Source organism: Citrobacter sp. RHB35-C17 (genome assembly GCF_013816795.1).
In the GTDB taxonomy this organism is placed as follows: Bacteria; Pseudomonadota; Gammaproteobacteria; order Enterobacterales; family Enterobacteriaceae; genus Citrobacter_A; species Citrobacter_A amalonaticus.
In genome coordinates this window covers 1-21,770 of sequence record NZ_CP057150.1, presented here as the reverse complement: position 1 = coordinate 21,770, position 21,770 = coordinate 1, and the positions used below count along the sequence as shown (strand labels likewise).

General features: G+C 54.4%; 19 protein-coding genes, 1 pseudogene and 1 other annotated feature. Of the genes and pseudogenes, 3 read left to right on the top strand and 17 right to left on the bottom strand.

What is annotated here, in order from left to right; genetic code table 11:
- Nucleotides 1–9: 9 nt before the first annotated feature.
- The gene (dsdA, locus tag HVZ37_RS00100; RefSeq protein ID WP_042998717.1) at nt 10–1,332 is read left to right on the top strand and encodes a D-serine ammonia-lyase; all 1,323 of its coding nucleotides are present in this window, start codon (nt 10–12) and stop codon (nt 1,330–1,332) included.
- On the opposite strand, the gene HVZ37_RS00095 is transcribed toward dsdA, so the two are convergent.
- The 6 genes from HVZ37_RS00095 to ibpA all read right to left on the bottom strand — a co-directional run bounded on the left by HVZ37_RS00095 (nt 1,329) and on the right by ibpA (nt 6,438).
- A complete protein-coding gene (locus HVZ37_RS00095) occupies nt 1,329–2,450 on the bottom strand; it encodes an anaerobic sulfatase maturase (protein WP_181627996.1) in 1,122 nt (373 codons plus the stop codon). The two genes, dsdA and HVZ37_RS00095, sit on opposite strands and share 4 nt — an antisense overlap.
- Entirely contained in the window at nt 2,447–2,809 is a 363-nt protein-coding gene (locus HVZ37_RS00090; RefSeq protein WP_181627995.1) for a DUF202 domain-containing protein, read from the bottom strand. Before HVZ37_RS00090 ends, HVZ37_RS00095 begins: the two co-directional genes overlap by 4 nt.
- A complete protein-coding gene (locus tag HVZ37_RS00085; RefSeq protein WP_042998720.1) occupies nt 2,799–3,146 on the bottom strand; it encodes a DUF202 domain-containing protein in 348 nt (115 codons plus the stop codon). Before HVZ37_RS00085 ends, HVZ37_RS00090 begins: the two co-directional genes overlap by 11 nt.
- A gap of 375 nt (nt 3,147–3,521) precedes the next feature.
- Nucleotides 3,522–5,183, bottom strand: coding sequence for a putative transporter (locus HVZ37_RS00080; protein WP_181627994.1), 1,662 nt, complete (start codon nt 5,181–5,183; stop codon nt 3,522–3,524).
- 264 nt (nt 5,184–5,447) lie between these two features.
- Nucleotides 5,448–5,876 (bottom strand): small heat shock chaperone IbpB, encoded by a 429-nt coding sequence (ibpB, locus tag HVZ37_RS00075; protein WP_042998722.1) that lies wholly within the window; start codon nt 5,874–5,876, stop codon nt 5,448–5,450.
- Nucleotides 5,877–6,024: 148 nt separating this feature from the next.
- A complete protein-coding gene (gene ibpA / locus HVZ37_RS00070) occupies nt 6,025–6,438 on the bottom strand; it encodes a small heat shock chaperone IbpA (protein ID WP_042998723.1) in 414 nt (137 codons plus the stop codon).
- Nucleotides 6,432–6,506, bottom strand: a sequence feature (ROSE (Repression Of Heat Shock gene Expression) occurs in the 5'-region of heat shock genes and acts as an RNA thermometer to modulate expression.). (Overlaps the previous gene by 7 nt.)
- Before the next feature lie 243 nt (nt 6,507–6,749).
- On the opposite strand from ibpA, the gene HVZ37_RS00065 reads away from it, so the two are divergent.
- Entirely contained in the window at nt 6,750–7,082 is a 333-nt protein-coding gene (locus HVZ37_RS00065) for a YceK/YidQ family lipoprotein (protein WP_042998724.1), read from the top strand.
- On the opposite strand, the gene HVZ37_RS00060 is transcribed toward HVZ37_RS00065, so the two are convergent.
- A complete protein-coding gene (locus tag HVZ37_RS00060) occupies nt 7,083–8,309 on the bottom strand; it encodes a DUF3748 domain-containing protein (protein ID WP_181627993.1) in 1,227 nt (408 codons plus the stop codon).
- Nucleotides 8,310–8,409: 100 nt separating this feature from the next.
- Here HVZ37_RS00060 and cbrA point away from each other — a divergent pair, with 100 nt between their 5' ends.
- The gene (gene cbrA / locus HVZ37_RS00055; RefSeq protein WP_181627992.1) at nt 8,410–9,516 is read left to right on the top strand and encodes a colicin M resistance lipid reductase CbrA; all 1,107 of its coding nucleotides are present in this window, start codon (nt 8,410–8,412) and stop codon (nt 9,514–9,516) included.
- Here the strand turns inward: cbrA and HVZ37_RS00050 are convergent.
- The 10 genes and pseudogenes from HVZ37_RS00050 to dnaA all read right to left on the bottom strand — a co-directional run bounded on the left by HVZ37_RS00050 (nt 9,513) and on the right by dnaA (nt 21,770).
- Nucleotides 9,513–10,850: an MFS transporter gene (locus tag HVZ37_RS00050; RefSeq protein ID WP_072031698.1), complete on the bottom strand. Its 1,338-nt coding sequence runs from the start codon at nt 10,848–10,850 to the stop codon at nt 9,513–9,515. The two genes, cbrA and HVZ37_RS00050, sit on opposite strands and share 4 nt — an antisense overlap.
- 167 nt (nt 10,851–11,017) lie before the next feature.
- Nucleotides 11,018–12,166: a galactonate dehydratase gene (dgoD, locus tag HVZ37_RS00045; RefSeq protein WP_042998727.1), complete on the bottom strand. Its 1,149-nt coding sequence runs from the start codon at nt 12,164–12,166 to the stop codon at nt 11,018–11,020.
- Nucleotides 12,163–12,780, bottom strand: coding sequence for a 2-dehydro-3-deoxy-6-phosphogalactonate aldolase (locus tag HVZ37_RS00040; RefSeq protein ID WP_181627991.1), 618 nt, complete (start codon nt 12,778–12,780; stop codon nt 12,163–12,165). Before HVZ37_RS00040 ends, dgoD begins: the two co-directional genes overlap by 4 nt.
- Nucleotides 12,764–13,642, bottom strand: coding sequence for a 2-dehydro-3-deoxygalactonokinase (locus HVZ37_RS00035; RefSeq protein WP_181627990.1), 879 nt, complete (start codon nt 13,640–13,642; stop codon nt 12,764–12,766). The genes HVZ37_RS00040 and HVZ37_RS00035 overlap by 17 nt, the downstream gene beginning before the upstream one ends.
- On the bottom strand, nt 13,639–14,328 hold the full coding sequence (gene dgoR / locus HVZ37_RS00030; RefSeq protein WP_042998730.1) for a D-galactonate utilization transcriptional regulator DgoR: 690 nt from the start codon (nt 14,326–14,328) through the stop codon (nt 13,639–13,641). The genes HVZ37_RS00035 and dgoR overlap by 4 nt, the downstream gene beginning before the upstream one ends.
- A gap of 253 nt (nt 14,329–14,581) precedes the next feature.
- Nucleotides 14,582–15,388 (bottom strand): annotated as a pseudogene (yidA, locus tag HVZ37_RS00025) (sugar-phosphatase); the annotation flags it as partial.
- Nucleotides 15,389–15,592: 204 nt separating this feature from the next.
- A complete protein-coding gene (gyrB, locus tag HVZ37_RS00020; protein WP_042998732.1) occupies nt 15,593–18,007 on the bottom strand; it encodes a DNA topoisomerase (ATP-hydrolyzing) subunit B in 2,415 nt (804 codons plus the stop codon).
- 28 nt (nt 18,008–18,035) lie between these two features.
- A complete protein-coding gene (gene recF, locus HVZ37_RS00015; protein WP_042998733.1) occupies nt 18,036–19,109 on the bottom strand; it encodes a DNA replication/repair protein RecF in 1,074 nt (357 codons plus the stop codon).
- A 146-nt stretch (nt 19,110–19,255) separates the two neighbouring features.
- Nucleotides 19,256–20,356, bottom strand: a complete 1,101-nt coding sequence (gene dnaN / locus HVZ37_RS00010) for a DNA polymerase III subunit beta (RefSeq protein ID WP_042998734.1) — start codon at nt 20,354–20,356, stop codon at nt 19,256–19,258.
- 4 nt (nt 20,357–20,360) lie between these two features.
- Nucleotides 20,361–21,770: a chromosomal replication initiator protein DnaA gene (gene dnaA / locus HVZ37_RS00005; RefSeq protein WP_042998735.1), complete on the bottom strand. Its 1,410-nt coding sequence runs from the start codon at nt 21,768–21,770 to the stop codon at nt 20,361–20,363.

Below are 21,770 nucleotides of genomic sequence, written 5' to 3'. Positions count from 1 at the left end.
AGACGTCCTATGGAAAACATACAAAAACTCATCGCCCAGTATCCTTTGGTGGAGGATCTGGTGGCTTTGCGAGAAACGACCTGGTTCAATCCCGGAACGACCTCTCTGGCGGAAGGTTTACCCTATGTAGGGCTGACGGAACAAGACGTTAAGGGTGCCCACGCCCGTCTGGCGCGCTTTGCGCCGTATCTGGCCAAAGCCTTCCCGGAAACCGCTGCGAGCGGGGGGATTATTGAATCTGAGGTTGTTGCCATTCCGGCCATGCAGCAGCGTCTGGAAAAACAGTACGGCCAGAAAATCAGTGGCGAAATCCTGCTGAAAAAAGATAGCCATCTGCCCATTTCCGGCTCGATTAAAGCGCGCGGCGGCATTTATGAAGTGCTGACGCACGCCGAAAAACTGGCGCGGGAAGCCGGGATGCTGACCCCAGACGAGGATTACAGCGTTCTGCTTTCTCCGGAGTTCAAAGCCTTCTTTAGCCAATACAGCATCGCGGTGGGGTCAACCGGCAACCTGGGGCTTTCTATCGGCATTATGAGCGCCCGCATTGGCTTTAACGTCACGGTGCATATGTCTGCGGATGCCCGGGCGTGGAAGAAAGCCAAACTGCGCAGCCACGGCGTCACGGTTGTTGAATATGAAGAAGATTATGGCGTGGCGGTTGAACAGGGCCGTAAAGCGGCGGAGTCCGATCCGAACTGCTTCTTTATCGACGATGAAAACTCCCGCACGTTGTTTTTAGGCTATGCCGTTGCGGGGCAGCGTCTGAAAGCGCAATTCGAACAGCAAGGCCGCGTGGTGGATGCCGATCACCCATTATTTGTTTACCTGCCGTGCGGCGTGGGCGGTGGCCCCGGCGGGGTGGCGTTTGGTCTGAAACTGGCATTTGGCGATAACGTACACTGCTTCTTTGCTGAACCGACGCATTCCCCTTGCATGCTGCTGGGTGTGTATACCGGTCTGCATGATGCGATCTCCGTGCAGGAGATCGGTATCGATAACCTGACGGCGGCAGACGGCCTGGCGGTAGGGCGGGCATCAGGCTTTGTCGGCAGAGCGATGGAACGCCTGCTCGATGGGTTATATACCCTCAGCGATCAGTCCATGTATGACATGCTGGGCTGGCTGGCACAGGAAGAGAACATCCGTCTGGAACCGTCAGCGCTGGCGGGAATGGCGGGACCTCAGCGTGTTTGTGCATCCACTGACTATCAGCAAATGCAGGGAATTAGCGCTGAGCAGCTCAATAATGCAACGCACCTGGTCTGGGCGACGGGCGGCGGTATGGTACCAGAAGCAGAAATGGCGCAATACCTGGCGAAAGGGCGCTAACGCCCGGCACGCAGCATCGCCATCAGCTCTGCCGGTGAGCGATGCTGCTTGATCAGATCACGCATCACGCGCATGTGCGGCGCGCTATGACGGATAAAGTCGCGGTATCCGGCGCACAGCATGCTTTTCCCGCTCTCATCCCGATGTTTAGGGCAATCACCATGACAAAAGCGCAGCAGCGAACAGGCCTGACACGCTGCGCTTAACGTGGTTCTTTTCAGCTCTCCAAAAGCTTTCGCCTGCGGACTGGCATTGAGCGCCTTCAGCGGCGTGTGATGAATGTTACCCAGCCGGTACTGCGGATAAACATAGTGATCGCACTGATACAAATCACCATTGGCTTCCAGCGCGAAAGCGTGACCACAGTCCTGACTTAGCGCGCACATCTGCGACGGATAGCCGCACCACACGCCCAGCGTCGAGTCAAAAAGCTGAATATACACACGGCCAATATCTTCCCGTACCCAGATATCAAATACCGATTTAAGAAACTGCCCCCATGCCTGTGATTCGACCGATTCCGCCGTCAGCCTGCCGTGCTCATCCAGCTCAACGAGCGGAATAAACTGTAAAAAAGGCGTCCCTAGCTGGCGAAGATAGTGATACATCCGCTCCGGCTGGTTGCTGTTGAGGCGATTCACCACCACCAGCAGGTTGAACTCCACGCGGTATTCGACCAGTTTTTGCAGCGCAGTCATCACTTTTTGATGGGTTGGATTGCCGCGACGGCTGACCCGAAAGGCATCATGCAAATCAGCAGGACCGTCCAGTGAGAGTCCCACCAGCCAGTTATTGTCGTGCAGAAAACGACACCATGCGTCATTGAGCAAAATACCGTTGGTCTGAAAAGCATTCTGGATCTGCTTTCCCGCGCCGAACTGCTTTTGCAACGCCACCACACGATGAAAAAAATCCAGACCGCAGAGCGTCGGTTCTCCTCCCTGCCAGGCAAACAGAACATCTGGCCCTGGCTGTGCGGCAATATGCTGCTGAATAAACGTCGATAACGTGATGTCATCCATCACCGGGTGGGCGGGTTTATCAATGTAAAAGCAGTAACGACAATCCAGGTTACAACGTGAACTGGCCGGCTTGGCCATGACCTGACATCCTGTCATGCTAAATTCCCGAGAAATACGATAAGTTGGCGAATGTGCGTTACAGCAAACAGTATTGCGAGAGATAACACCGCGAGGGAGATCATAAATTTGTCACGAACCGCGCGTGACTGGACAAAATCAATATGCGAGACATCCATCAGATTACGCTTGCGCGTATAGCGCCAGAGGATCACTACCACGATAGCCAGCACCGCGATAGAGACCCAGAACAAGAATCCCGCCTGATGCCAGTGATGTTTTATCGCCAGCGCCATCAGCGCACCGTAGCCCAGCAGCGTGCGAAACCATGCCAGCGATGTGCGCTCCGGCTGCAGTCCCGGATCGGCCAGGCGACGGGCCTTACGGCTATCCGGCATACAGCACCAGCGCCATGACCACAATCGCCACAATGGTCAATATCAGACTGATGATCAGCAGGCTTCGGGTATAGGGCAAATCCTCTTTCAGCCGCATCGCCTTTTCATTGCGCAGCCAGCGCAGATAACCGTAAATCGCCAGACCGCCAGCGAACAAACAGAGCAGCAGCGCCAACAGCTCGCGGATCACCGGCGTGGCGAAGTCCGGCGCCAGTTGGTCAAGCCCAACGCCGGCGGCCAGGAAACCCAGCGCGGTGCGGATCCACGCCAGAAAGGTACGCTCGTTTGCCAGTGAGAAGCGGTAATCCGGGGCTTCTCCGAGGCGGGAAATCTTCATTTAACCCCCTACTGAATGCGTAAAAGTGCGCATGAAATAAGCGCAATATTACCTGAGCACCTGGATAAATAGCATTAATAAACTCTGTAACTCAGGTCGATGCATGTAGCGTTTGCGAAACCAGTTTCATTTCTTCCATGGTAAATCGGCACAAGCATCTGGCGATGAATACGCAGTACCGCCACCGCAAAACCCTGGCGTTATCGCACGGCTAAAATGGGGATTGTGCACCTATTGGCTGAAAATGACGTGCTACGAGCATTTTCAACACCTGGGTGTAGAAAAACCGGACGCCACAACGGGTTAGTAAGAAAGCGTGATGTGTTGAACGATGCTGACCGGCAACCCGATGGATGCCGGTCGATATGAGCAGATCTAACTTAATCCCCAGAAAATCACCGCCAGCAGTTGAGGCGTGATAATCCGCAGGAACATCACCAACGGATACACCGTCGCATACGACAGCGCCGCCGCGCCGCTGGTGGCATGCAGGTTGTTTGCAAACGCCAGCGCCGGTGGATCGGTCATCGAACCGGCCAGCATCCCGCACAGCGTCAGGTAGTTCATTTTGGCAAAAATACGCGCCAGTAAACCGACGGTGATAAGCGGGATAGCAGTAATAAAAATACCGTAGCCCACCCAGCTCAGACCATCGCCCTGCGTCAGCGTATCGATAAAATCACCACCTGATTTCAGCCCTACCACGGCCAGGAACAGCACAATCCCCAGTTCACGCAGCGCCAGGTTCGCACTTGGCGGCATAAACCAGTACAGCTTACCAATGCTGCCGATACGTCCCAGAATCAGCGCCATAATCAGCGGTCCGCCCGCCAGCCCCAGCTTTAACGCCACCGGAAAGCCGGGAATAAAAAGCGGAATAGACCCCAGCAACACCCCCAGACCGATGCCAATAAACACCGGCAGCATCTGCACCTGCTGCAGTTTTTGCTGGGCGTTACCGACAACATTGGCAACGGCATCAATCGAGGCAGGTCGTCCCACCAGATTAAGGATGTCACCAAATTGCAGGCTGGCATCGCTGCTGGCCACCAGTTCAACGCCCGCACGGTTCAGTCGAGAAATCACCACGTCGTAACGCTCTTTAAAGTGCAAATCGCGGATGCGTTTGCCGAGCACTTTTTCGTTGGTGACCACGACGCGTTCGACGCGCAAATCGGTGCCGCGGGTGGACAGTGAGGTATCCACCTCCTGACCTATCACCAGTCGTGCGTTATGCAGATCGCCCGGCTGACCAACGAGGTGCAGCAAATCACCCAGTTGAATCACCGTTCCCGGCGACGGCACCATCAGCGTCTCTTCACGCTTCAGTCGTGAGCAGATGATTTTATCGCTATTAAGGATCGGCACATCCTGAATCGCCATATTGTTGAGATTGGGGTTCTCAACGCGGATATTGATGGTCTGAATCAGCGAGTGACCGTTAGTGAGCGTCGATTCATGCTGTTGCGCTTCCGCTTCCACATTGACGCGAAATATCATGCGCATCAGCCACATGGTCAGCAAAATACCGCAAATCCCAAACGGATACGCCATCGCGTAGCTCATCCCCATCTGGTCCACCAGCTCCATTGGCGTACCCAGATCGCGCAGGATTTGTTGTCCGGCCCCCAGCGCCGGAGTATTGGTGACTGCACCGGAGAAAATCCCCAGCACCACCGGCAGCGGAATAGCAAACACTTTATGCAGGATAGCGGTAACCAGTCCGCCGATGATGACGATCAGAACCGCAAACAGATTGAGACGCAGACCAGAAACCCGCAGCGAGGCGAAGAACCCTGGCCCCACCTGAATCCCAATGGTGTAGACGAACAGAATCAGGCCAAATTCCTGGATAAAGTGCAGCATATCGCCGCTCAGCGTCACCCCAGCCTGATCAACGAAGTGGCCGACGATAATGCCGCCGAACAACACGCCGCCGATGCCAAAGCCGACACCCCGCACCTTGATGTTGCCGATCCACAATCCGACAACCGCCACCAACGCCAGAACGCTGACCGTCAATGCTATATCACTCATTTTTTATTCCCTGTGAATAACATTTCAATTTACATGGATTATGACTGAACCGTTCAGGCATATATGCAAGATGGCGCACATTCTCATGCTGCCGAAACGGTAAAGCACCCTTATGATGGGCGTTTCTTCCCCTTTTTTCTTCATCGTAACCTGACGTTGCTGAATGCTTTCTTCTGGTAAGGGCATCATACCCCAAAACCCGATGTTACCTTCGTGCACAAAAAAGCCCCGTCATTTCTGGCGGGGCAAAGGCAAGGAGCTAAATTAGCTATTTAATGCGGGACGTTCGCTGATGGCGATACGTTGCGGAGCAACCGCTTCCGGGACATTACGGGTCAAATCGATATGCAACAACCCGTTGGTAAATGTCGCGCCGGACACTTCCATATTTTCAGCCAGGGTAAAGCTCAGGCTGAACGACTGGGTGACCAACCCCTGATGCAACCATTTGGTCTCTTTTTCAGGCTGCTGCGGTGTGCCTTTTACGGTCAGGCGGGTGCCTTCCAGCTGAATATCCAGGTCTTCCTGACGGAAACCGGCCAACGCAAGCGTAATGCGATAGTGGTTATCGTCACTTTTTTCAATGTTATAGGGTGGGAAGCTCTGGCTTTCACCGGTGTTTTGTAACGCGTTGGCCAGTTTGTCAAAACCGATCCATTGACGCAGCAGCGGGGATAAATCGTAGTTACGCATAATCATTCTCCTTCTAAGAAGCGAGTTTTCACTACACCCTGCAACGCAAGCGGTTTAGGGCGTAGTCGTACCTGCAAATCCGTAGATTCGCATAGGCCCCCTGTCGGCGAGCCCGGGATAACAGGCCGCGCAACGCGGCCCGTCAGAATTAATTGATTTCGATACGGCGCGGTTTGTTCGCTTCCGGAATCACGCGCTCAAGATCGATGTACAGCAGACCATTGACCAGATTCGCGCCGCGAACATGGATGTTCTCAGCTAACTGGAACTTACGCTCAAAGTTGCGCTCCGCGATACCCTGGTAAAGGTAGGTCCGTTCTTTTTGCTCGTCCGCATGTGCGCCTTTCACCACCAGCAGGTTGTCTTGTGCGGTAATTTCCAGCTCGCTCTCAGCGAAACCGGCAACGGCGATGGCAATGCGGTAATGGTTTTCGTCTACCAGCTCAACGTTATACGGAGGGTAGCCGCCGTTACTCTGGCTCTGATTGCTTTCCAGCAGGTTAAACAGGCGGTCAAAACCAATAGCAGAACGGTACAGCGGGGATAAATCAAAGTTACGCATAATCAATAGCTCCTGAAATCAGCGAGAAGTTAAATGACCTTCCATCATGGACAGGTCCGGTAGTCAGAACACCCATCAGGCGTGCTCTTCATTTGCCTACACCATCAAAATGGGTCTGAATACGCACATTTCAAGCCGTCCAGGCTGACTTTTTTTTGCAGTTTGCTGTCTATTGCATAGACTGGGTGGGGACAGCACTAATCGTTAAAGTGCGATAGCCGCCACAGTGCGATGTGATGAGGATGTTATTTCTGGCAAGGGATCGCTATAACTCATCATGCAAACACCGATGATCAACAGATGAATAAATCATGATAAGAAATGTGTTGTTAACGCTGATGATGTGCAGTGGGATGGTTTTACTGAGTGGTTGCTCCAGCGTAATGTCACATACCGGTGGTAAAGAGGGAACTTATCCTGGCACCCGCGCCAGCGCCACGATGATAGGTGACGATGAGACAAACTGGGGTACCAAATCGCTGGCGATACTGGATATGCCCTTTACGGCAGTAATGGACACGATCCTGTTACCGTGGGATCTGTTCCGTAAAGACAATTCAGTCAGATCGCGTGTCGAAAGAAGCGAGGAGAGAACACGGATAACCAACTCCGTGATCCCTCCGGCGAAAATGCCCGCCCCCTGATTACCGCCCGGTTTCTGTCATCCACAGTTGACGGAAACCGTCTACATCTTCCATCCACGCCACAAACTGACCATCAGGCGAGAAAACCACAGCATCCCCAGAAGGCGGAGTGCCGTGATTCTGCGTTAAAAACGTGATCTCTCCGCTGCGCGCATCACAGCAGGCAATGCGGTTATCCACCACGCATCCCAGCCATTTTCCTGACGGATGCCAGTTAAACGCGGACTGAACCCCGGTAGCATGACGGGTCAACTGGCGGGGCTCCCCGCCCTGTGGCGAAATCAACCACAGTTGCACGATACCAGCCTCATCGCGCATCAGGAACGCAATCTCCGTCGCCTGCGGATTACTTCGCACCCAATGACGCGGAACCGTTGCCAGCCCAGGGAAACGACGTGCATGGGTGAACGTCAGGCGGCGCTGTGTCACTCCGCGCGGCGGTGCGGGCAGCGTGGAATCCGTACCTTCCAGCGGGGCATCACCTGGCGTTTTCCAGTCCGCCTCCGTCTGCGGGAGTTCAACCAGAAACAGCTCCGGTACTTTCTCACCCTTTTCAGACATTGTGTCGCCGATAAACGCCAGCGCATGATTTCCCACCCAGCCCTCTTCGTAGGCGCGAGAAATCTCATCGCTGCCCGGCGTGGGTTCGGGCGTCGTCTGGCTGACCAGCACGCACCAGTGGCTGCCGCTGTATTCTCTTGGATGCTGCGCCGACACCGTCACCGGCCCATAAGGCAGTGCGACGCCCACGTTGCGTAAATCCAGCGCCAGATCGCGTTCATGCATGACATGATCGTTGTAGGTAAAGCTGACAAACTCACCGTTCGGGCTGAAAACATGAACATGGCTGCCGCCGCGCAGTGCACCCGGCGTGTACGGTGAAGTGATATCCATCGCGTCCAGATTCGTCACCTGCCCCTGTTCGGCAATCACGCCGCGACGATGATGAAAGTCATAGTGCCACGTCGCATCCGGGTTTTCAGGCCCATGAATAAATACATATTTCTCCGCCAGCGGATGCACCGTTACCACACCGACATGCGCCCCCTGCGTCGCGCGATAAATCACCTCCTGCTCACCGGTATGGACATTCACCCTTTCAATGGTTTCGCCAGTGAAAGACGCTCCTGACGGGCGAACGTCAAACACCAGCCAACGGCTGTCCGCCGTCCAGGCCCGGGTATTGGTAAGCTGATGATTACGTGGCGTAAAGGTGATTTGCTTCATGGGATACTCAGGTCAGGAACAATTTCATCAATCATACTTCACAAGGACTTCACTTTCAGGCATTAGCGTAGTGCCATCTTCATTTTTTGCGGACAAAAAGATGGAACATTTCGACGTAGCGATTATCGGTCTCGGCCCGGCCGGCGCAACGCTGGCGCGTAAATTGAGCGGTAAAATGCGCGTGCTTGCGCTGGATAAAAAACGTCACTGCGGCAATGAAGGGTTCACCAAACCCTGCGGCGGTTTACTGGCACCGGATGCACAGCGTTCGTTTATTCGCGACGGCATTACGCTGCCAGTGGACGTCATCGCCAATCCGCAAATTTTCAGCGTTAAAACGGTGGATGTCGACACCTCACTGACGCGCAACTACCAGCGCAGCTATATCAACATCAACCGTCATGCCTTTGATTTATGGATGAAATCGCTGATCCCGGATGAGGTACAGGTGTATCACGACAGCCTGTGTCGAAAAATCTGGCGAGAAGAGGGGAAGTGGCACGTGATTTTTCGCGCCGACGGTTGGGAGCAACAGATTACCGCCCGCTATCTGGTGGGGGCCGACGGAGCAAATTCGCTGGTACGTCGCTATCTTTATCCGGAACATCAGATTCGCAAATATGTCGCCATCCAACAGTGGTTCGCAGAAAGTCATCCGGTCCCGTTTTATTCCTGCATTTTCGATAACGCTGTGACGGACTGTTACTCCTGGAGTATCAGCAAAGACGGCTATTTCATCTTTGGCGGCGCTTATCCCATGAAAGACGGCCAGGCACGCTTTGACGCGCTAAAAGAGAAAATGGCAGCCTTTCAGTTCCGCTTCGGCGAGCCGATGAAAAGCGAGAAATGTACTGTACTCTTTCCGTCACGCTGGGCAGATTTCGTCTGCGGTGAAGATAACGCATTTCTGATTGGCGAGGCCGCCGGGTTCATCAGCGCCAGTTCACTGGAGGGGATTAGCTACGCCCTGGATAGCGCGGAGATCCTCAAGGCTGTTCTGCTGCTGGATGCGCCGGAGAGCAACCGCGCTTACCGGAAGGCCACCCGCCAACTGCGCGTTAAACTGTATGGCAAAATCCTGAAGAGTCGTTGTTTGACTGCGCCCGTATTGAGAAGCGCGATTATGCGAAGCGGCATCGCGCATATCCCGCTAAGCCAGGATGACCAGCCCACCACAACGTCTGGCGGGCTGGTAAAGGAGTATTAACCTACGCGTTTTACATCACCCACCAGCAGGATGTAAGAGAGCGCGCCAATCAGGGCAACGGCTGAGATATAAACCAGCGCGGGACCAAAGCCATAGTCCTGCGCAAGGTAGCCAATCACCAGCGGAACCGTAATCCCGCCCAGCCCACCAACAAAGTTAAAAACGCCACCGGTCAGGCCGATGAGGCGCATCGGCGCCAGTGAAGAGACCAGTGACCAGGTGATGGAAGCAAAACCGTTACCGAAGAACGCCACCGCCATCAGGGTCATAATCCACACCGGATCGTTGGTGTAGTTTGCACCCATGATGCAGGTGGAGATTAACAGACCACAAATAATCGGCGTTTTACGCGCCACGCCCAGCGAAAAGCCTTTTTTCACCAGCTTATCCGCCAGCCATCCGGAAAGCAGTACGCCAAAGAACGCCGCGAGGAACGGTACGGTGGTCATAAAACCCGCCTTCAGCGCGGTAATGCCTTTTTCCTGTGTCAGGTAGTTCGGGAACCACGTCAGGAAGAACCACAGCGTCGAGGTGACGGCAAACTGGCCCAGATAAACGCCCACCAGCTTACGGTGGAACACCAGTTTCCAGTCCGCTTTGGTCAACGGCTGACGCGCCTCTTTCTTAACGGGTGCATCGCCATCCACCAGGCCGCCGCCGTCGCGAATATAGTCCAGTTCCGCTTTGGTGATACTTTTGGTCAGACGAGGCGGTTGATACACTTTAAACCAGACCAGCGACCAGATAATGCCAATCCCCCCGGTGACAATGAACACCCAGTGCCAGCTCAGCATCTCTTGGATCCAGATCAACAGCGGGGTCAGGAACGCCAGGCCGACAAACTGTCCGGAGGTATAAAAACCGACGGCGGAGGCACGTTCATGCTCAGGGAACCAACTCGTCACCATACGGTTGTTGGTAGGGAACGCCGGGGCTTCGAATATCCCGGTAATGGCGCGCAGGCCAATTAACGACATTAACCCCGTGGCGAAGCCCTGGAAGAGGGTTGCCACCGACCAGCCAAATATCGCGATAAAGTAGGTCAGACGGGAACCGACGCGGTCAAGGAACCAGCCGCCGGGGATCTGGCATAGGGTATACAACCAGGCAAAAGCCGAGAAGACATAGCCCATTTCCGCTTTCGTAATACCAAACTCTTCCTGAATATGCGCCGACGCCACCGCAAGGTTGGCGCGGTCGACATAACAGATGACCACGGTAATAAAGATCATAATCAGCGTCAGGTAACGGCGACGCCCGGTTTTTGCAGCAGTAACTGGAATATCCATCGCAATCTGTCTCCAGATTTTGGGCATAGCGAAGCCGCTCACCATGCCCGGTAATTTACAGAGGGTGTAATTGTTTTTATTAAGAGAGATGTCCTAAATAATTCGTGTCGCAGGAAGGCGGCAAGATTGCAAATCCCCAGGAGCTTACATTTGTAAGTGACTGGGGTGCGCAATCGCAGCCAACGCATCTGCGGCGCGAAGTATGACGGACATCACCATTCGGCGACCGAACCATCTTCATGACGCCACAGCGGATTACGCCAGTCCGGCGCATTTTTGCTTAGCTCAATGACTTTGGCTTCATCAATATCCACGCCAAGGCCCGGCTTCATTAATGGTTTAAAGAACCCGCCTTCCATGTTGAAATCGTCTTTGTTTTTCACAAAGTCGAGCAGTTCCGCGCCCTTGTTATAGTGAATCCCCATGCTCTGTTCCTGGAACACGGCATTACGTGAAACAAAGTCGACATGCAGACACGCTGCCAGCGCAATCGGTCCCAGCGGACAGTGCGGGGCCAGCGCCACATCATAAGCTTCCGCCATTGCGGCAATTTTGTAACACTCGGTAATACCGCCCGCATGTGACAGGTCCGGCTGCAAAATCGCCAGCCCGCCCGCTTCCAGCACCCGTTTAAACTCGAAGCGCGAGAACATACGTTCACCCGCCGCGATCGGAATATGGGTCTGTTCCGCCAGTTTCGGGTAGTACTCTGCCTGTTCCGCCAGCACCGGCTCTTCAATAAACAGCGGGCGATAAGGCTCCAGCTCTTTAATCAGCACTTTCGCCATCGGCGCGCTGACGCGTCCGTGGAAATCCAGACCAAACTCAATTTCATTGCCAAAGGCTTCGCGGATTTGCGCCACGGTGTTGACCGCGCGATCGACCGCCCGTGAATTATCAATCACGCCCATCTCTTCGCAGCCGTTGAGCTTGAAGGTGTCAAAGCCGATATTCCGCAATTGCTTAATGCCGTCGATCACTTCCGCAGGACGATCGCCGCCAACCCAGCTGTAGGCTTTGATTTTGTCGCGTACCAGGCCGCCCATCAGTTGCCAGACCGGCGCGTTCAGCACTTTACCTTTGATATCCCACAATGCCTGGTCGATGCCAGCGATGGCGCTCATCAGAATCGGGCCGCCGCGGTAGAAACCTGCGCGATACATTACCTGCCACAGGTCATTAATGCGCGCCGGGTCCTGACCAATCAGGTAATCGCCCAATTCATGCACCGCCGCTTCGACAGTACGGGCGCGGCCTTCAATCACCGGCTCGCCCCAACCAACAACGCCTTCGTCGGTTTCAATTTTCAGGAACATCCAACGTGGAGGTAAACGGTACGTGGTGAGTTTGGTTATTTTCATTTCACTGCCTCTCGATATGCCTTAACAAATGCTGCCGCCTGCTGCGCGGTGCGCGCTACGGACTGCCCGGCGCGATACAGATCGCTGCCCAGTCCCGCACCCACACACCCGGCTTTCATCCACTGCGCCAGGTTGTCTGGCGTTACGCCGCCCACGGCAAAGACCGGTACACTGGCGGGTAATACCGCTTTCAGCGCTTTGATGTAATCCGGTCCAAAGGCCGATGACGGGAAAATTTTCAGCGCCTGCGCGCCAGCATCCAACGCGGTAAAGGCTTCTGTGGCGGTGGCGCATCCCGGACAGACCGTCATGCCGTAACCCACCGCACGGCGAATGACCTCCGCATTGATATTTGGCGTCACAATGAGCCGACAGCCCATCTTCGCCAGGCGATCCACCTGCTCCGGTTGTAATACCGTTCCGGCACCGATCAGCGCGTTATCGCCAAACGCATCCACCACGGCCGGAATGCTCTTTTCCCACTCGGGGGAGTTAAGCGGGATCTCCACCGCGTCAAATCCGGCGTCGATCACTGCGCCAACGTGCGCAAGCGCCTCCTCGGGGGTAATGCCGCGCAAAATCGCAATAAGCGGAAGATTAGTTTGCCACTGCATGGGCGATGCTCCTTATACCTGCCTGAAATGCCGTATCGCCGGGAACCGCGGAAACGTCACGCCCCATGGCGTGGAACGCCTGCTGATAGCGTGATGTCAGCGATGCGCCTGCGACAATCGTGATGGTCTGCTCGTGCGCGATGAAATCACGCATGCTGGCGACCTCTGCGCCAATCAACAGGCCAGAGAGAAACTCACTGACCTGCTCGCGCGGGAGATTTCCCAGCACGTGCGAGGCACGAACCTCAAAAAGTTGTGGCAAAACGGCAGGGGAGTCGATCCCGCGCGCAAGCCCGGCGGCAAAGGCGTCTGAAGAGGTTTTCTGTTCCGGCAAACCAGCGCCCACCAGCGAGTGTTGCAGGAGCAAATGGTGTAGTTCACCGGTCATCACGGTACGAAAATCGTGAATTTGCTCTGCGTCAGCCTGCACCCATTTGCAGTGCGTCCCCGGCATGACATAGACAGAAGAAGGAGAAAGCGTGCGTGCGCCGAGCAGTTGTGTCTCTTCGCCGCGCATCACATTGTGGTTATCGTCGCGCGAAACACACAAGCCAGGAATAATCCAGACATTGTCGCCAACGGGCGTTAACTGCTCACCAATGGCAGCGAAAGAGGCAGGAACCGGCAGATACGGGGCAATCTTCCAGCCCACGTTGCTACCGACCATTCCGGCCATGACCACCGGTGTGGCGCTGTCGCGCCAGTTTTGTGTGACTTCTGCTAACACCGCCTCGGGGGATTTACCGTTCAGACGCGTAACGCCTGCTTCTGATTGCCTGCTTTCCATGCATTTGTCGCCCTGGTAAAGCCAGGCGCGCAAATTGGTCGATCCCCAGTCAATTGCGATGTAGCGAGCTGTCATGTGATTTCCTTCAACCTTCGTGTCGAGCTGGCGATCATGGTCAGGGCCGCCTGCTCTGCCGCATTGCTATCCTGATGCCGTATCGCATCGAATAGCGCCTTATGTTCCTGGAGCGTTTTTGGCATGTTGGCTTCATCGCCCATCCAGGTCCGTTCAAATACCGCCCGCTGAAGCGAAGTGATTGCCACGCTCAGCTGTTGCAAAACCGGGTTATGCACTGACTGCAATACCGCCTCGTGATAGCGGATATCCGCTTCATTAAAGGCCTCCCGATCCTGATTGTTGGCGATCATGTCATTGAGCGCCGATTCAATTTCAGCCAAATCACTCGAGGTCGCGCGTTCCGCTGCCCAGCGGGCAATCGCGGGTTCCACCAGATTTCGGACCTCGCTCATCGCACTGATGAGCCGCGGGTCGTAATCGTTTTCCAGTACCCATTGCAACACGTCGGTATCGAGGTAATTCCACTGATTCCGCGATGTGACAAAGGCACCGCGATAACGCTTCATTTCAATCAGCCGCTTTGCCATTAGCGAGCGGAACACTTCGCGAATGATATTGCGTGAGGTTTCAAACTCCTCACACAGCTCCGCTTCCGCAGGGAGTGCGGCACCCGGTACGTATTTACCGCTGACAATCTGTTTGCCCAGCGTGATCACGATGCGATCGGTTTTATTGAGAGTCATGGAGAGTCCTTATGCTCTGGATGGTCCTCTCTACTTTACCGTTATCGCTGAAATTCGCCTCATTTTTGTAGTACTAACGTGATGCTATACAGTGTTGCGATGCGCTCAATGTAGTACAACATAGATATATTGTACTACAATTTAGATCACAAAAACGACAATCGGTAATGAAAATGTTATGAGGAGTAAACGGCGGGGATAAAAAAACCCGCGATCAACGCGGGTCATGGCAAACCATCCAGAGGAATTACTTCAGGACGTATTGCTCAATGGCATACGCAACGCCATCTTCCAGATTTGATTTGGTGACAAAGTTGGCAATCTCTTTCACCAGGGGAATGGCGTTATCCATCGCTACCCCAAGCCCGGCATACTCGATCATCGCGATGTCATTTTCCTGATCGCCAATCGCCATAATTTCTTCCGGTTTGATGCCCAGCGCATCAGCCAGTGATTTCACACCAGTGCCTTTATTGACGCGTTTATCGAGGATTTCGAGGAAGTACGGCGCACTTTTCAGCACGGTATATTTCTCTTTCACTTCTGCCGGAATACGGGCGATGGCCTGATCGAGGATCGCGGGTTCATCAATCATCATCACTTTCAGGAACTGGGTTTGCGGATCCATCTTTTCCGCTTCGCAGAACACCAGTGGAATGGTCGCGACATAGGATTCATGTACGGTGTAATAGCTGATATCACGGTTTGCGGTATACAGCGTGGTACGGTCCAGCGCGTGGAAGTGCGAGCCGACCTCGCGGGAGAGTTTTTCCAGATAGCGGTAATCGTCATAGCTCAGCGCGGTTTGTGCGACAGTGCTACCATCGCCCGCTTTCTGCACCAGCGCACCGTTATAGGTAATGCAGTAGTCGCCGGGTTGTTCCATATGCAGCTCTTTCAGATAGCTGTGTACACCCGCATACGGACGACCGGTGGTCAGTACCACGTTTACCCCTTTTTCACGGGCTGCGGCAATCGCACGTTTAACCGCCGGTGAAATGGTGTGATCGGGTAACAGAAGGGTGCCATCCATATCGATAGCAATGAGTTTGATAGCCATGAATTCCCCGCATTCAATGAGTCCTGACTCATGCTAACGCGATTCCGCTCAAAAAACAGCAGCGAAAAGGGGGATAAGAAGGGGAATCACGATTCCCCTTTTGACGATCAATTGTAGGCCTGATAAGCAACGCGCCATCAGGCATCACGCAGGATCTTGCCGGATGGCGGCGTAAAACCGCCTTATCCGGCCTATAGACAGGGATTAGATATCGATATTTGCCGCTTTCAGGGCGTTCTCTTCGATAAACGCACGACGTGGTTCTACCGCGTCGCCCATCAGCGTGGTGAACAACTGGTCAGCAGCAATCGCATCCTTCACGGTAACGCGTAACATGCGACGGCTTTCCGGATCCATGGTGGTTTCCCACAGCTGATCCGGGTTCATCTCGCCCAGACCTTTATAACGCTGAATAGCCAGACCACGACGTGACTCTTTCACCAGCCAATCCAGCGCCTGTTCGAAGCTGGCAACCGGTTGACGACGTTCACCACGTTCGATGAAGGCATCTTCTTCCATCAGGCCGCGCAGTTTTTCACCCAGCGTGCAGATACGGCGGTATTCCGCCCCCGTTACAAACTCGTGATCCAGCGCGTAGTCGGTGTCCACACCGTGGGTACGCACACGCACGATCGGTTCAAACAGATTCTGTTCCGTATTGTGCTGGATATCGAACTTCCACTGGCTACCGTGCTGCTCTTTCTCATTCAGCTCGGTAATTAGCGCGTTCACCCAACGGGTCACGGTCTGCTCGTCTGAAAGATTGTCTTCAGTCAGCGTCGGCTGATACACCAGCTCTTTCAGCATTGCTTTCGGGAAGCGACGCTCCATACGACCAATCATTTTCTGCGTGGCGTTGTACTCAGAAACCAGTTTTTCTAACGCTTCACCAGACAGCGCCGGTGCGCTGGCGTTGGTGTGCAGCGTTGCACCGTCCAGCGCGATGGAGATCTGGTACTGGTCCATCGCCTCATCGTCTTTAATGTACTGTTCCTGCTTGCCTTTCTTCACTTTATACAGCGGCGGCTGGGCAATGTAGACGTGGCCACGCTCAACAATTTCTGGCATCTGACGATAGAAGAAGGTCAACAGCAGCGTACGAATATGCGAGCCGTCGACGTCCGCATCGGTCATGATAATGATGCTGTGATAGCGCAGTTTGTCCGGGTTGTACTCGTCACGACCGATACCGCAACCGAGCGCGGTGATCAGCGTCGCCACTTCCTGCGAAGAGAGCATCTTGTCGAAGCGCGCTTTCTCTACGTTGAGGATCTTACCCTTCAGCGGCAGAATCGCCTGGTTCTTGCGGTTACGCCCCTGTTTTGCAGAGCCGCCCGCGGAGTCCCCTTCCACAAGGTACAGTTCGGACAGCGCCGGGTCGCGTTCCTGACAGTCCGCCAGTTTGCCAGGCAGACCCGCCAGATCCAGCGCCCCTTTACGACGCGTCATTTCACGCGCACGGCGGGCTGCTTCACGGGCACGGGCCGCATCAATAATTTTACCGACCACGATTTTGGCGTCAGACGGGTTTTCCAGCAGGTATTCGCTCAGCAGTTCGTTCATCTGCTGTTCTACCGCCGATTTCACCTCAGAGGAGACCAGTTTATCTTTGGTCTGCGAGGAGAACTTCGGATCCGGCACCTTCACGGACACCACGGCAATCAGACCTTCACGGGCATCATCACCGGTAGCGCTGACTTTCGCTTTTTTGCTGTAGCCTTCTTTGTCCATGTAGGCGTTCAGGGTACGGGTCATCGCCGCACGGAAACCTGCCAGGTGCGTACCGCCGTCACGCTGCGGAATGTTGTTAGTAAAGCAGTAGATGTTTTCCTGGAAGCCGTCGTTCCATTGCAGTGCAACTTCCACGCCGATACCGTCTTTTTCGGTGGAGAAATAGAAGATATTCGGGTGGATTGGCGTTTTGTTCTTGTTCAGATACTCAACGAACGCCCTGATGCCACCTTCATAGTGGAAATGGTCTTCTTTACCATCGCGCTTGTCTTTCAGGCGAATAGAGACGCCAGAGTTCAGGAACGACAGTTCGCGCAGACGCTTCGCCAGAATCTCGTATTCGAACTCCGTGACGTTAGTAAAGGTTTCGTGGCTCGGCCAGAAACGCACCATCGTACCGGTTTTATCGGTATCGCCAGTGACTGCCAGCGGTGCCTGCGGAACGCCGTGCTCGTAGATCTGACGGTGGATTTTGTTATCGCGCTGGATAACTAGTTCCAGTTTCTGTGACAGGGCGTTCACCACGGAGACACCCACACCGTGCAGACCGCCGGAGACTTTATAGGAGTTATCGTCGAATTTACCGCCTGCGTGCAGAACGGTCATGATCACTTCCGCCGCCGATACGCCTTCTTCCGGGTGAATACCGGTCGGGATGCCGCGTCCATCATCCTGTACGGAGACAGAGTTGTCGGCATGGATGGTGACAATAATGTCTTTACAGTGACCCGCGAGCGCTTCGTCGATAGCGTTATCTACCACCTCGAATACCATATGGTGCAGACCGGTGCCGTCATCCGTATCGCCGATATACATACCCGGGCGCTTACGCACCGCATCCAGTCCTTTCAGGACTTTGATACTGGAGGAGTCATAAGAATTCGACATCAACGTTTCTCGCTCATTTAAACTTGGGTTAATCCGTTATTTTACCCTTTTCCACGGTGAACATCTTCGAATTTTTGTCCGACATGTCCAGAACGTGTTCAGCGCTGATTGCGCTGACAAAGACCTGTGATTGTGTCGCTTTTAATCGACTGGCTAACAGTCCGCGACGCGCATCATCAAGCTCTGAGGCAAAATCATCTATCAGGTAGAGACACCGCCGCCCGCTTTCACGGGTGAGGAACTCCCCTTGCGCCAGACGTAAGGCGCACATTAGCAGCTTTAACTGCCCACGCGACAAGGTATCTTCTACCGGCGCACCGTCGGCGCGAATGCGGAAATCCGCTTTATGCGGGCCGTGCGCGGTGTAAGTCAACATGCGGTCGCGTTCAAAACCACGTTCCAGCACCTCGGCATAATCAGTCTCTTTCTCCCAGCCGCGCTGAAAAGAGAAGGAGAGAGAAAATTCAGGAAGAAACTGCTGGCAAGTATCCGCCATATCCTGTGCGATACCGGCGCTGTACTCCGCGCGCCAGGTGCTGATTTGTTCCGCCAGCGGGATCAGTTCTTTATCCCACGGACGCAGTTGCTCGTAACGACTCACCTGGCGCAGCGCCGCATTGCGCTGCTTGAGCAGACGCTTCAGGTTGCTCCAGGCGGTGAAGAATCCAGCTTCATTGTGAAAGCATCCCCAATCGAGGAACGCTCTTCTGTATTTGGGGCCGCCGTTGAGTAAAGTAAACCCCTCAGGGGTGATCAGTTGCATCGGCATCAACAGCGCCAGCTCCGCCACCTTGTGGCCGTCAGTGCCGTCGATACGCACTTTACTGTCACCCAGCTTATCTTTGGTTAACCCAATCGAGGTTTCCCGCTCATTTCCCTGCAATCGCCCATGAAGAACAAACGACTCCTGCTCGTGACGAATGACGCGACCAATCTGCAAACTGCGAAACGCCCGGCCGTGGCCGAGCGTATAGATGGCTTCCAGAACGCTGGTTTTACCGCTGCCGTTCGCGCCAACCAGGAAGTTAAAGCCGGGGGATAACGCGAGATCCGCATTTTCAATATTGCGGAAATCTTTGATTAAGAGTCGGGATAGCGACATATTTCAGAGCATCATCCAGGGGGCGTGAGTGTCGCAGCCAGTTCGTTTACCGCCAGCGCACAGAAAGCGGAGCGTACACGAAGTACGTGAGCATTTCGAGCACTGCCGGGAAACGAAATGGCAAGTAAACCAGCCCCTTTCAGATTCTACAATCTCATTGGCATAACAACGTAAGCCGCACTTTGCGACGCCGCATCTTCAATTTGTACGCTCGACACGGAGTCAGTCAGCATGATGCGCACGTTTTCACACTTCAGCGCATTCAGGACATCTAATACGTAGCTGACGTTAAAGCCGATCTCCATTTCAGTCCCCGGGTAGGTGACATCCAGAATCTCTTCGGCTTCCTCCTGTTCCGGGTTGTTCGCCGTGATTTTGAGCTGATTTTCACTCACATACAGACGCACGCCGCGGAACTTCTCGTTCGACAGGATCGCCGCGCGGGCAAAAGCCTGCTTGAGGATATCGCAGCCGGCTTCCAGATGTTTATCCGGATTCTTCGGCAGTACGCGACGGTAATCCGGGAAACGGCCGTCCACCAGCTTAGACGTAAAGATAAAGTCGCCAACGTGTGCGCGGATGTTGTTGCTGCCAATCTGCACGCGCAGCGGGTTATCGCCGCCGTCGAGCATACGCATCAGTTCAATCACACCTTTACGCGGCACAATCACCGAATGGTTGGGCAGCGACTGACCAACAGGCATAGAGCAAACCGCCAGACGGTGACCATCAGTTGCCACGGTACGCAACTCTTCACCTTCGGTCTCAAACAGCATGCCGTTTAAGTAGTAACGCACGTCCTGATGAGCCATGGAGAACTGCGTGGCTTCAATCAGACGCTTCATCGTCGCCTGCGGCAGGGTGAATTCTACCTCGCTCTGCCAGTCATCCAGATTCGGGAAGTCGGCGGCAGGCAGCGTGGACAGCGAAAAACGACTGCGGCCCGAACGTACCAGCATGCGATCGCCTTCCAGCTGGACGGCGATTTCCGCCCCTTCCGGTAGGCCACGGCAGATATCAAAGAACTTCCGCGCCGGGACCGTGGTGGCGCCGGGCTCATGCGGCTGAATCAACGCAACGCGGGCCACCATTTCCATTTCAAGATCGGTACCCGTCAGCGAAAGCGCACCGTCAGCCACCTGCAGCAACAGGTTGCCAAGAATAGGCAGCGTAGGACGACCACCCAGCGGGCCGCTGACCTGCTGAAGCGGCTTTAATAAATGTTCACGTTCAACGGTAAATTTCATAGCGTCACGAAGATAATGTTCTGATTAAGTTTGAGAAATCTTCTTTAATATCATGGCTTTCTTCACGCAACTGCTCAATCTTACGGCAGGCATGAAGCACCGTAGTGTGGTCGCGGCCACCAAACGCATCGCCAATTTCCGGCAAGCTGTGGTTGGTGAGCTCTTTCGCCAACGCCATGGCCATCTGACGCGGACGCGCTACCGAGCGAGAACGACGCTTGGACAGCAAATCCGCAATTTTAATTTTGTAATACTCCGCCACCGTCTTCTGAATATTGTCGATGGTGACCAGTTTTTCCTGTAACGCCAGCAGATCGCGCAGCGCTTCGCGAACGAAGTCGATGGTAATCGCCCGACCGGTAAAGTTGGCGTTGGCAATCACACGGTTCAGTGCCCCTTCCAGCTCACGCACGTTAGAGCGTAGACGCTTGGCAATAAAGAAGGCCACTTCACCCGGCAGACGAATATCATTTTCATCGGCCTTTTTCATCAGGATCGCCACGCGCGTTTCCAGTTCTGGCGGTTCGATCGCCACCGTCAACCCCCAGCCGAAGCGGGATTTCAGACGATCCTCAACGCCGTTGATCTCTTTTGGATAACGATCCGAAGTCAAAATGATCTGCTGATTACCTTCAAGAAGGGCGTTAAAGGTGTGGAAAAATTCTTCCTGAGATCGTTCTTTATTAGCGAAGAACTGGATGTCATCGATGAGGAGGGCGTCGACGGAACGATAATAGCGTTTAAACTCTTCGATCGCGTTGTTTTGCAGGGCTTTTACCATGTCCTGGACAAAGCGTTCGGAGTGCATATACACCACTTTGGCATTAGGTTTGCGCGCCATAATGCCGTTTCCCACCGCGTGCAACAGGTGGGTTTTACCCAGACCGGTGCCGCCATAAAGGAACAGCGGGTTATAGGCGCCACCAGGATTGTCTGCCACCTGACGCGCCGCCGCGCGAGCCAACTGGTTGGATTTACCTTCAACGAAGTTATCAAACGTGTGTTTGACGTTAACGTTAGAGCGATAGGTGGGTTCTGCCGGCGCAGGCACATTGTCCCAGCCAGGACGCGCCGCGACAGGCGACGCGCGCTGCGGCTGAACCTGGTGCGCCACCTGAGCCGGTGCGGCGACGTTGTTGTTCACGGGCGCCTTCAGCGTCTGGCTGACGGGCTTCGTCCCGACCTCAAAACGCAGTTGCGGGGCATCTGCACCGCAGAAATTATTCAGCAGCCCATTGATATTGTTAAGGTACTTGTCTCTTACCCAATCGAGCACAAAACGGTTTGGCGCATACAAAGCCAGCGTGTTATCGCTCAGTTCCGCCTGCAAAGGGCGTATCCACATACTGAATTCTGTGGCTGGTAACTCATCCTGCAATCGGGCAAGACACTGCTGCCAAAGCGAAAGTGACAC

Bases quoted from the DNA above. Each gene is read 5' to 3' on its own strand.
- dsdA (WP_042998717.1), top strand. From the start codon at position 10: ATGGAAAACATACAAAAACTCATCGCCCAGTATCCTTTGGTGGAGGAT.
- HVZ37_RS00095 (WP_181627996.1), bottom strand. From the start codon at position 2,450: ATGACAGGATGTCAGGTCATGGCCAAGCCGGCCAGTTCACGTTGTAAC.
- HVZ37_RS00090 (WP_181627995.1), bottom strand. From the start codon at position 2,809: ATGCCGGATAGCCGTAAGGCCCGTCGCCTGGCCGATCCGGGACTGCAG.
- HVZ37_RS00085 (WP_042998720.1), bottom strand. From the start codon at position 3,146: ATGAAGATTTCCCGCCTCGGAGAAGCCCCGGATTACCGCTTCTCACTG.
- HVZ37_RS00080 (WP_181627994.1), bottom strand. From the start codon at position 5,183: ATGAGTGATATAGCATTGACGGTCAGCGTTCTGGCGTTGGTGGCGGTT.
- ibpB (WP_042998722.1), bottom strand. From the start codon at position 5,876: ATGCGTAACTACGATTTATCCCCGCTGCTGCGTCAATGGATCGGTTTT.
- ibpA (WP_042998723.1), bottom strand. From the start codon at position 6,438: ATGCGTAACTTTGATTTATCCCCGCTGTACCGTTCTGCTATTGGTTTT.
- HVZ37_RS00065 (WP_042998724.1), top strand. From the start codon at position 6,750: ATGATAAGAAATGTGTTGTTAACGCTGATGATGTGCAGTGGGATGGTT.
- HVZ37_RS00060 (WP_181627993.1), bottom strand. From the start codon at position 8,309: ATGAAGCAAATCACCTTTACGCCACGTAATCATCAGCTTACCAATACC.
- cbrA (WP_181627992.1), top strand. From the start codon at position 8,410: ATGGAACATTTCGACGTAGCGATTATCGGTCTCGGCCCGGCCGGCGCA.
- HVZ37_RS00050 (WP_072031698.1), bottom strand. From the start codon at position 10,850: ATGGTGAGCGGCTTCGCTATGCCCAAAATCTGGAGACAGATTGCGATG.
- dgoD (WP_042998727.1), bottom strand. From the start codon at position 12,166: ATGAAAATAACCAAACTCACCACGTACCGTTTACCTCCACGTTGGATG.
- HVZ37_RS00040 (WP_181627991.1), bottom strand. From the start codon at position 12,780: ATGCAGTGGCAAACTAATCTTCCGCTTATTGCGATTTTGCGCGGCATT.
- HVZ37_RS00035 (WP_181627990.1), bottom strand. From the start codon at position 13,642: ATGACAGCTCGCTACATCGCAATTGACTGGGGATCGACCAATTTGCGC.
- dgoR (WP_042998730.1), bottom strand. From the start codon at position 14,328: ATGACTCTCAATAAAACCGATCGCATCGTGATCACGCTGGGCAAACAG.
- gyrB (WP_042998732.1), bottom strand. From the start codon at position 18,007: ATGTCGAATTCTTATGACTCCTCCAGTATCAAAGTCCTGAAAGGACTG.
- recF (WP_042998733.1), bottom strand. From the start codon at position 19,109: ATGTCGCTATCCCGACTCTTAATCAAAGATTTCCGCAATATTGAAAAT.
- dnaN (WP_042998734.1), bottom strand. From the start codon at position 20,356: ATGAAATTTACCGTTGAACGTGAACATTTATTAAAGCCGCTTCAGCAG.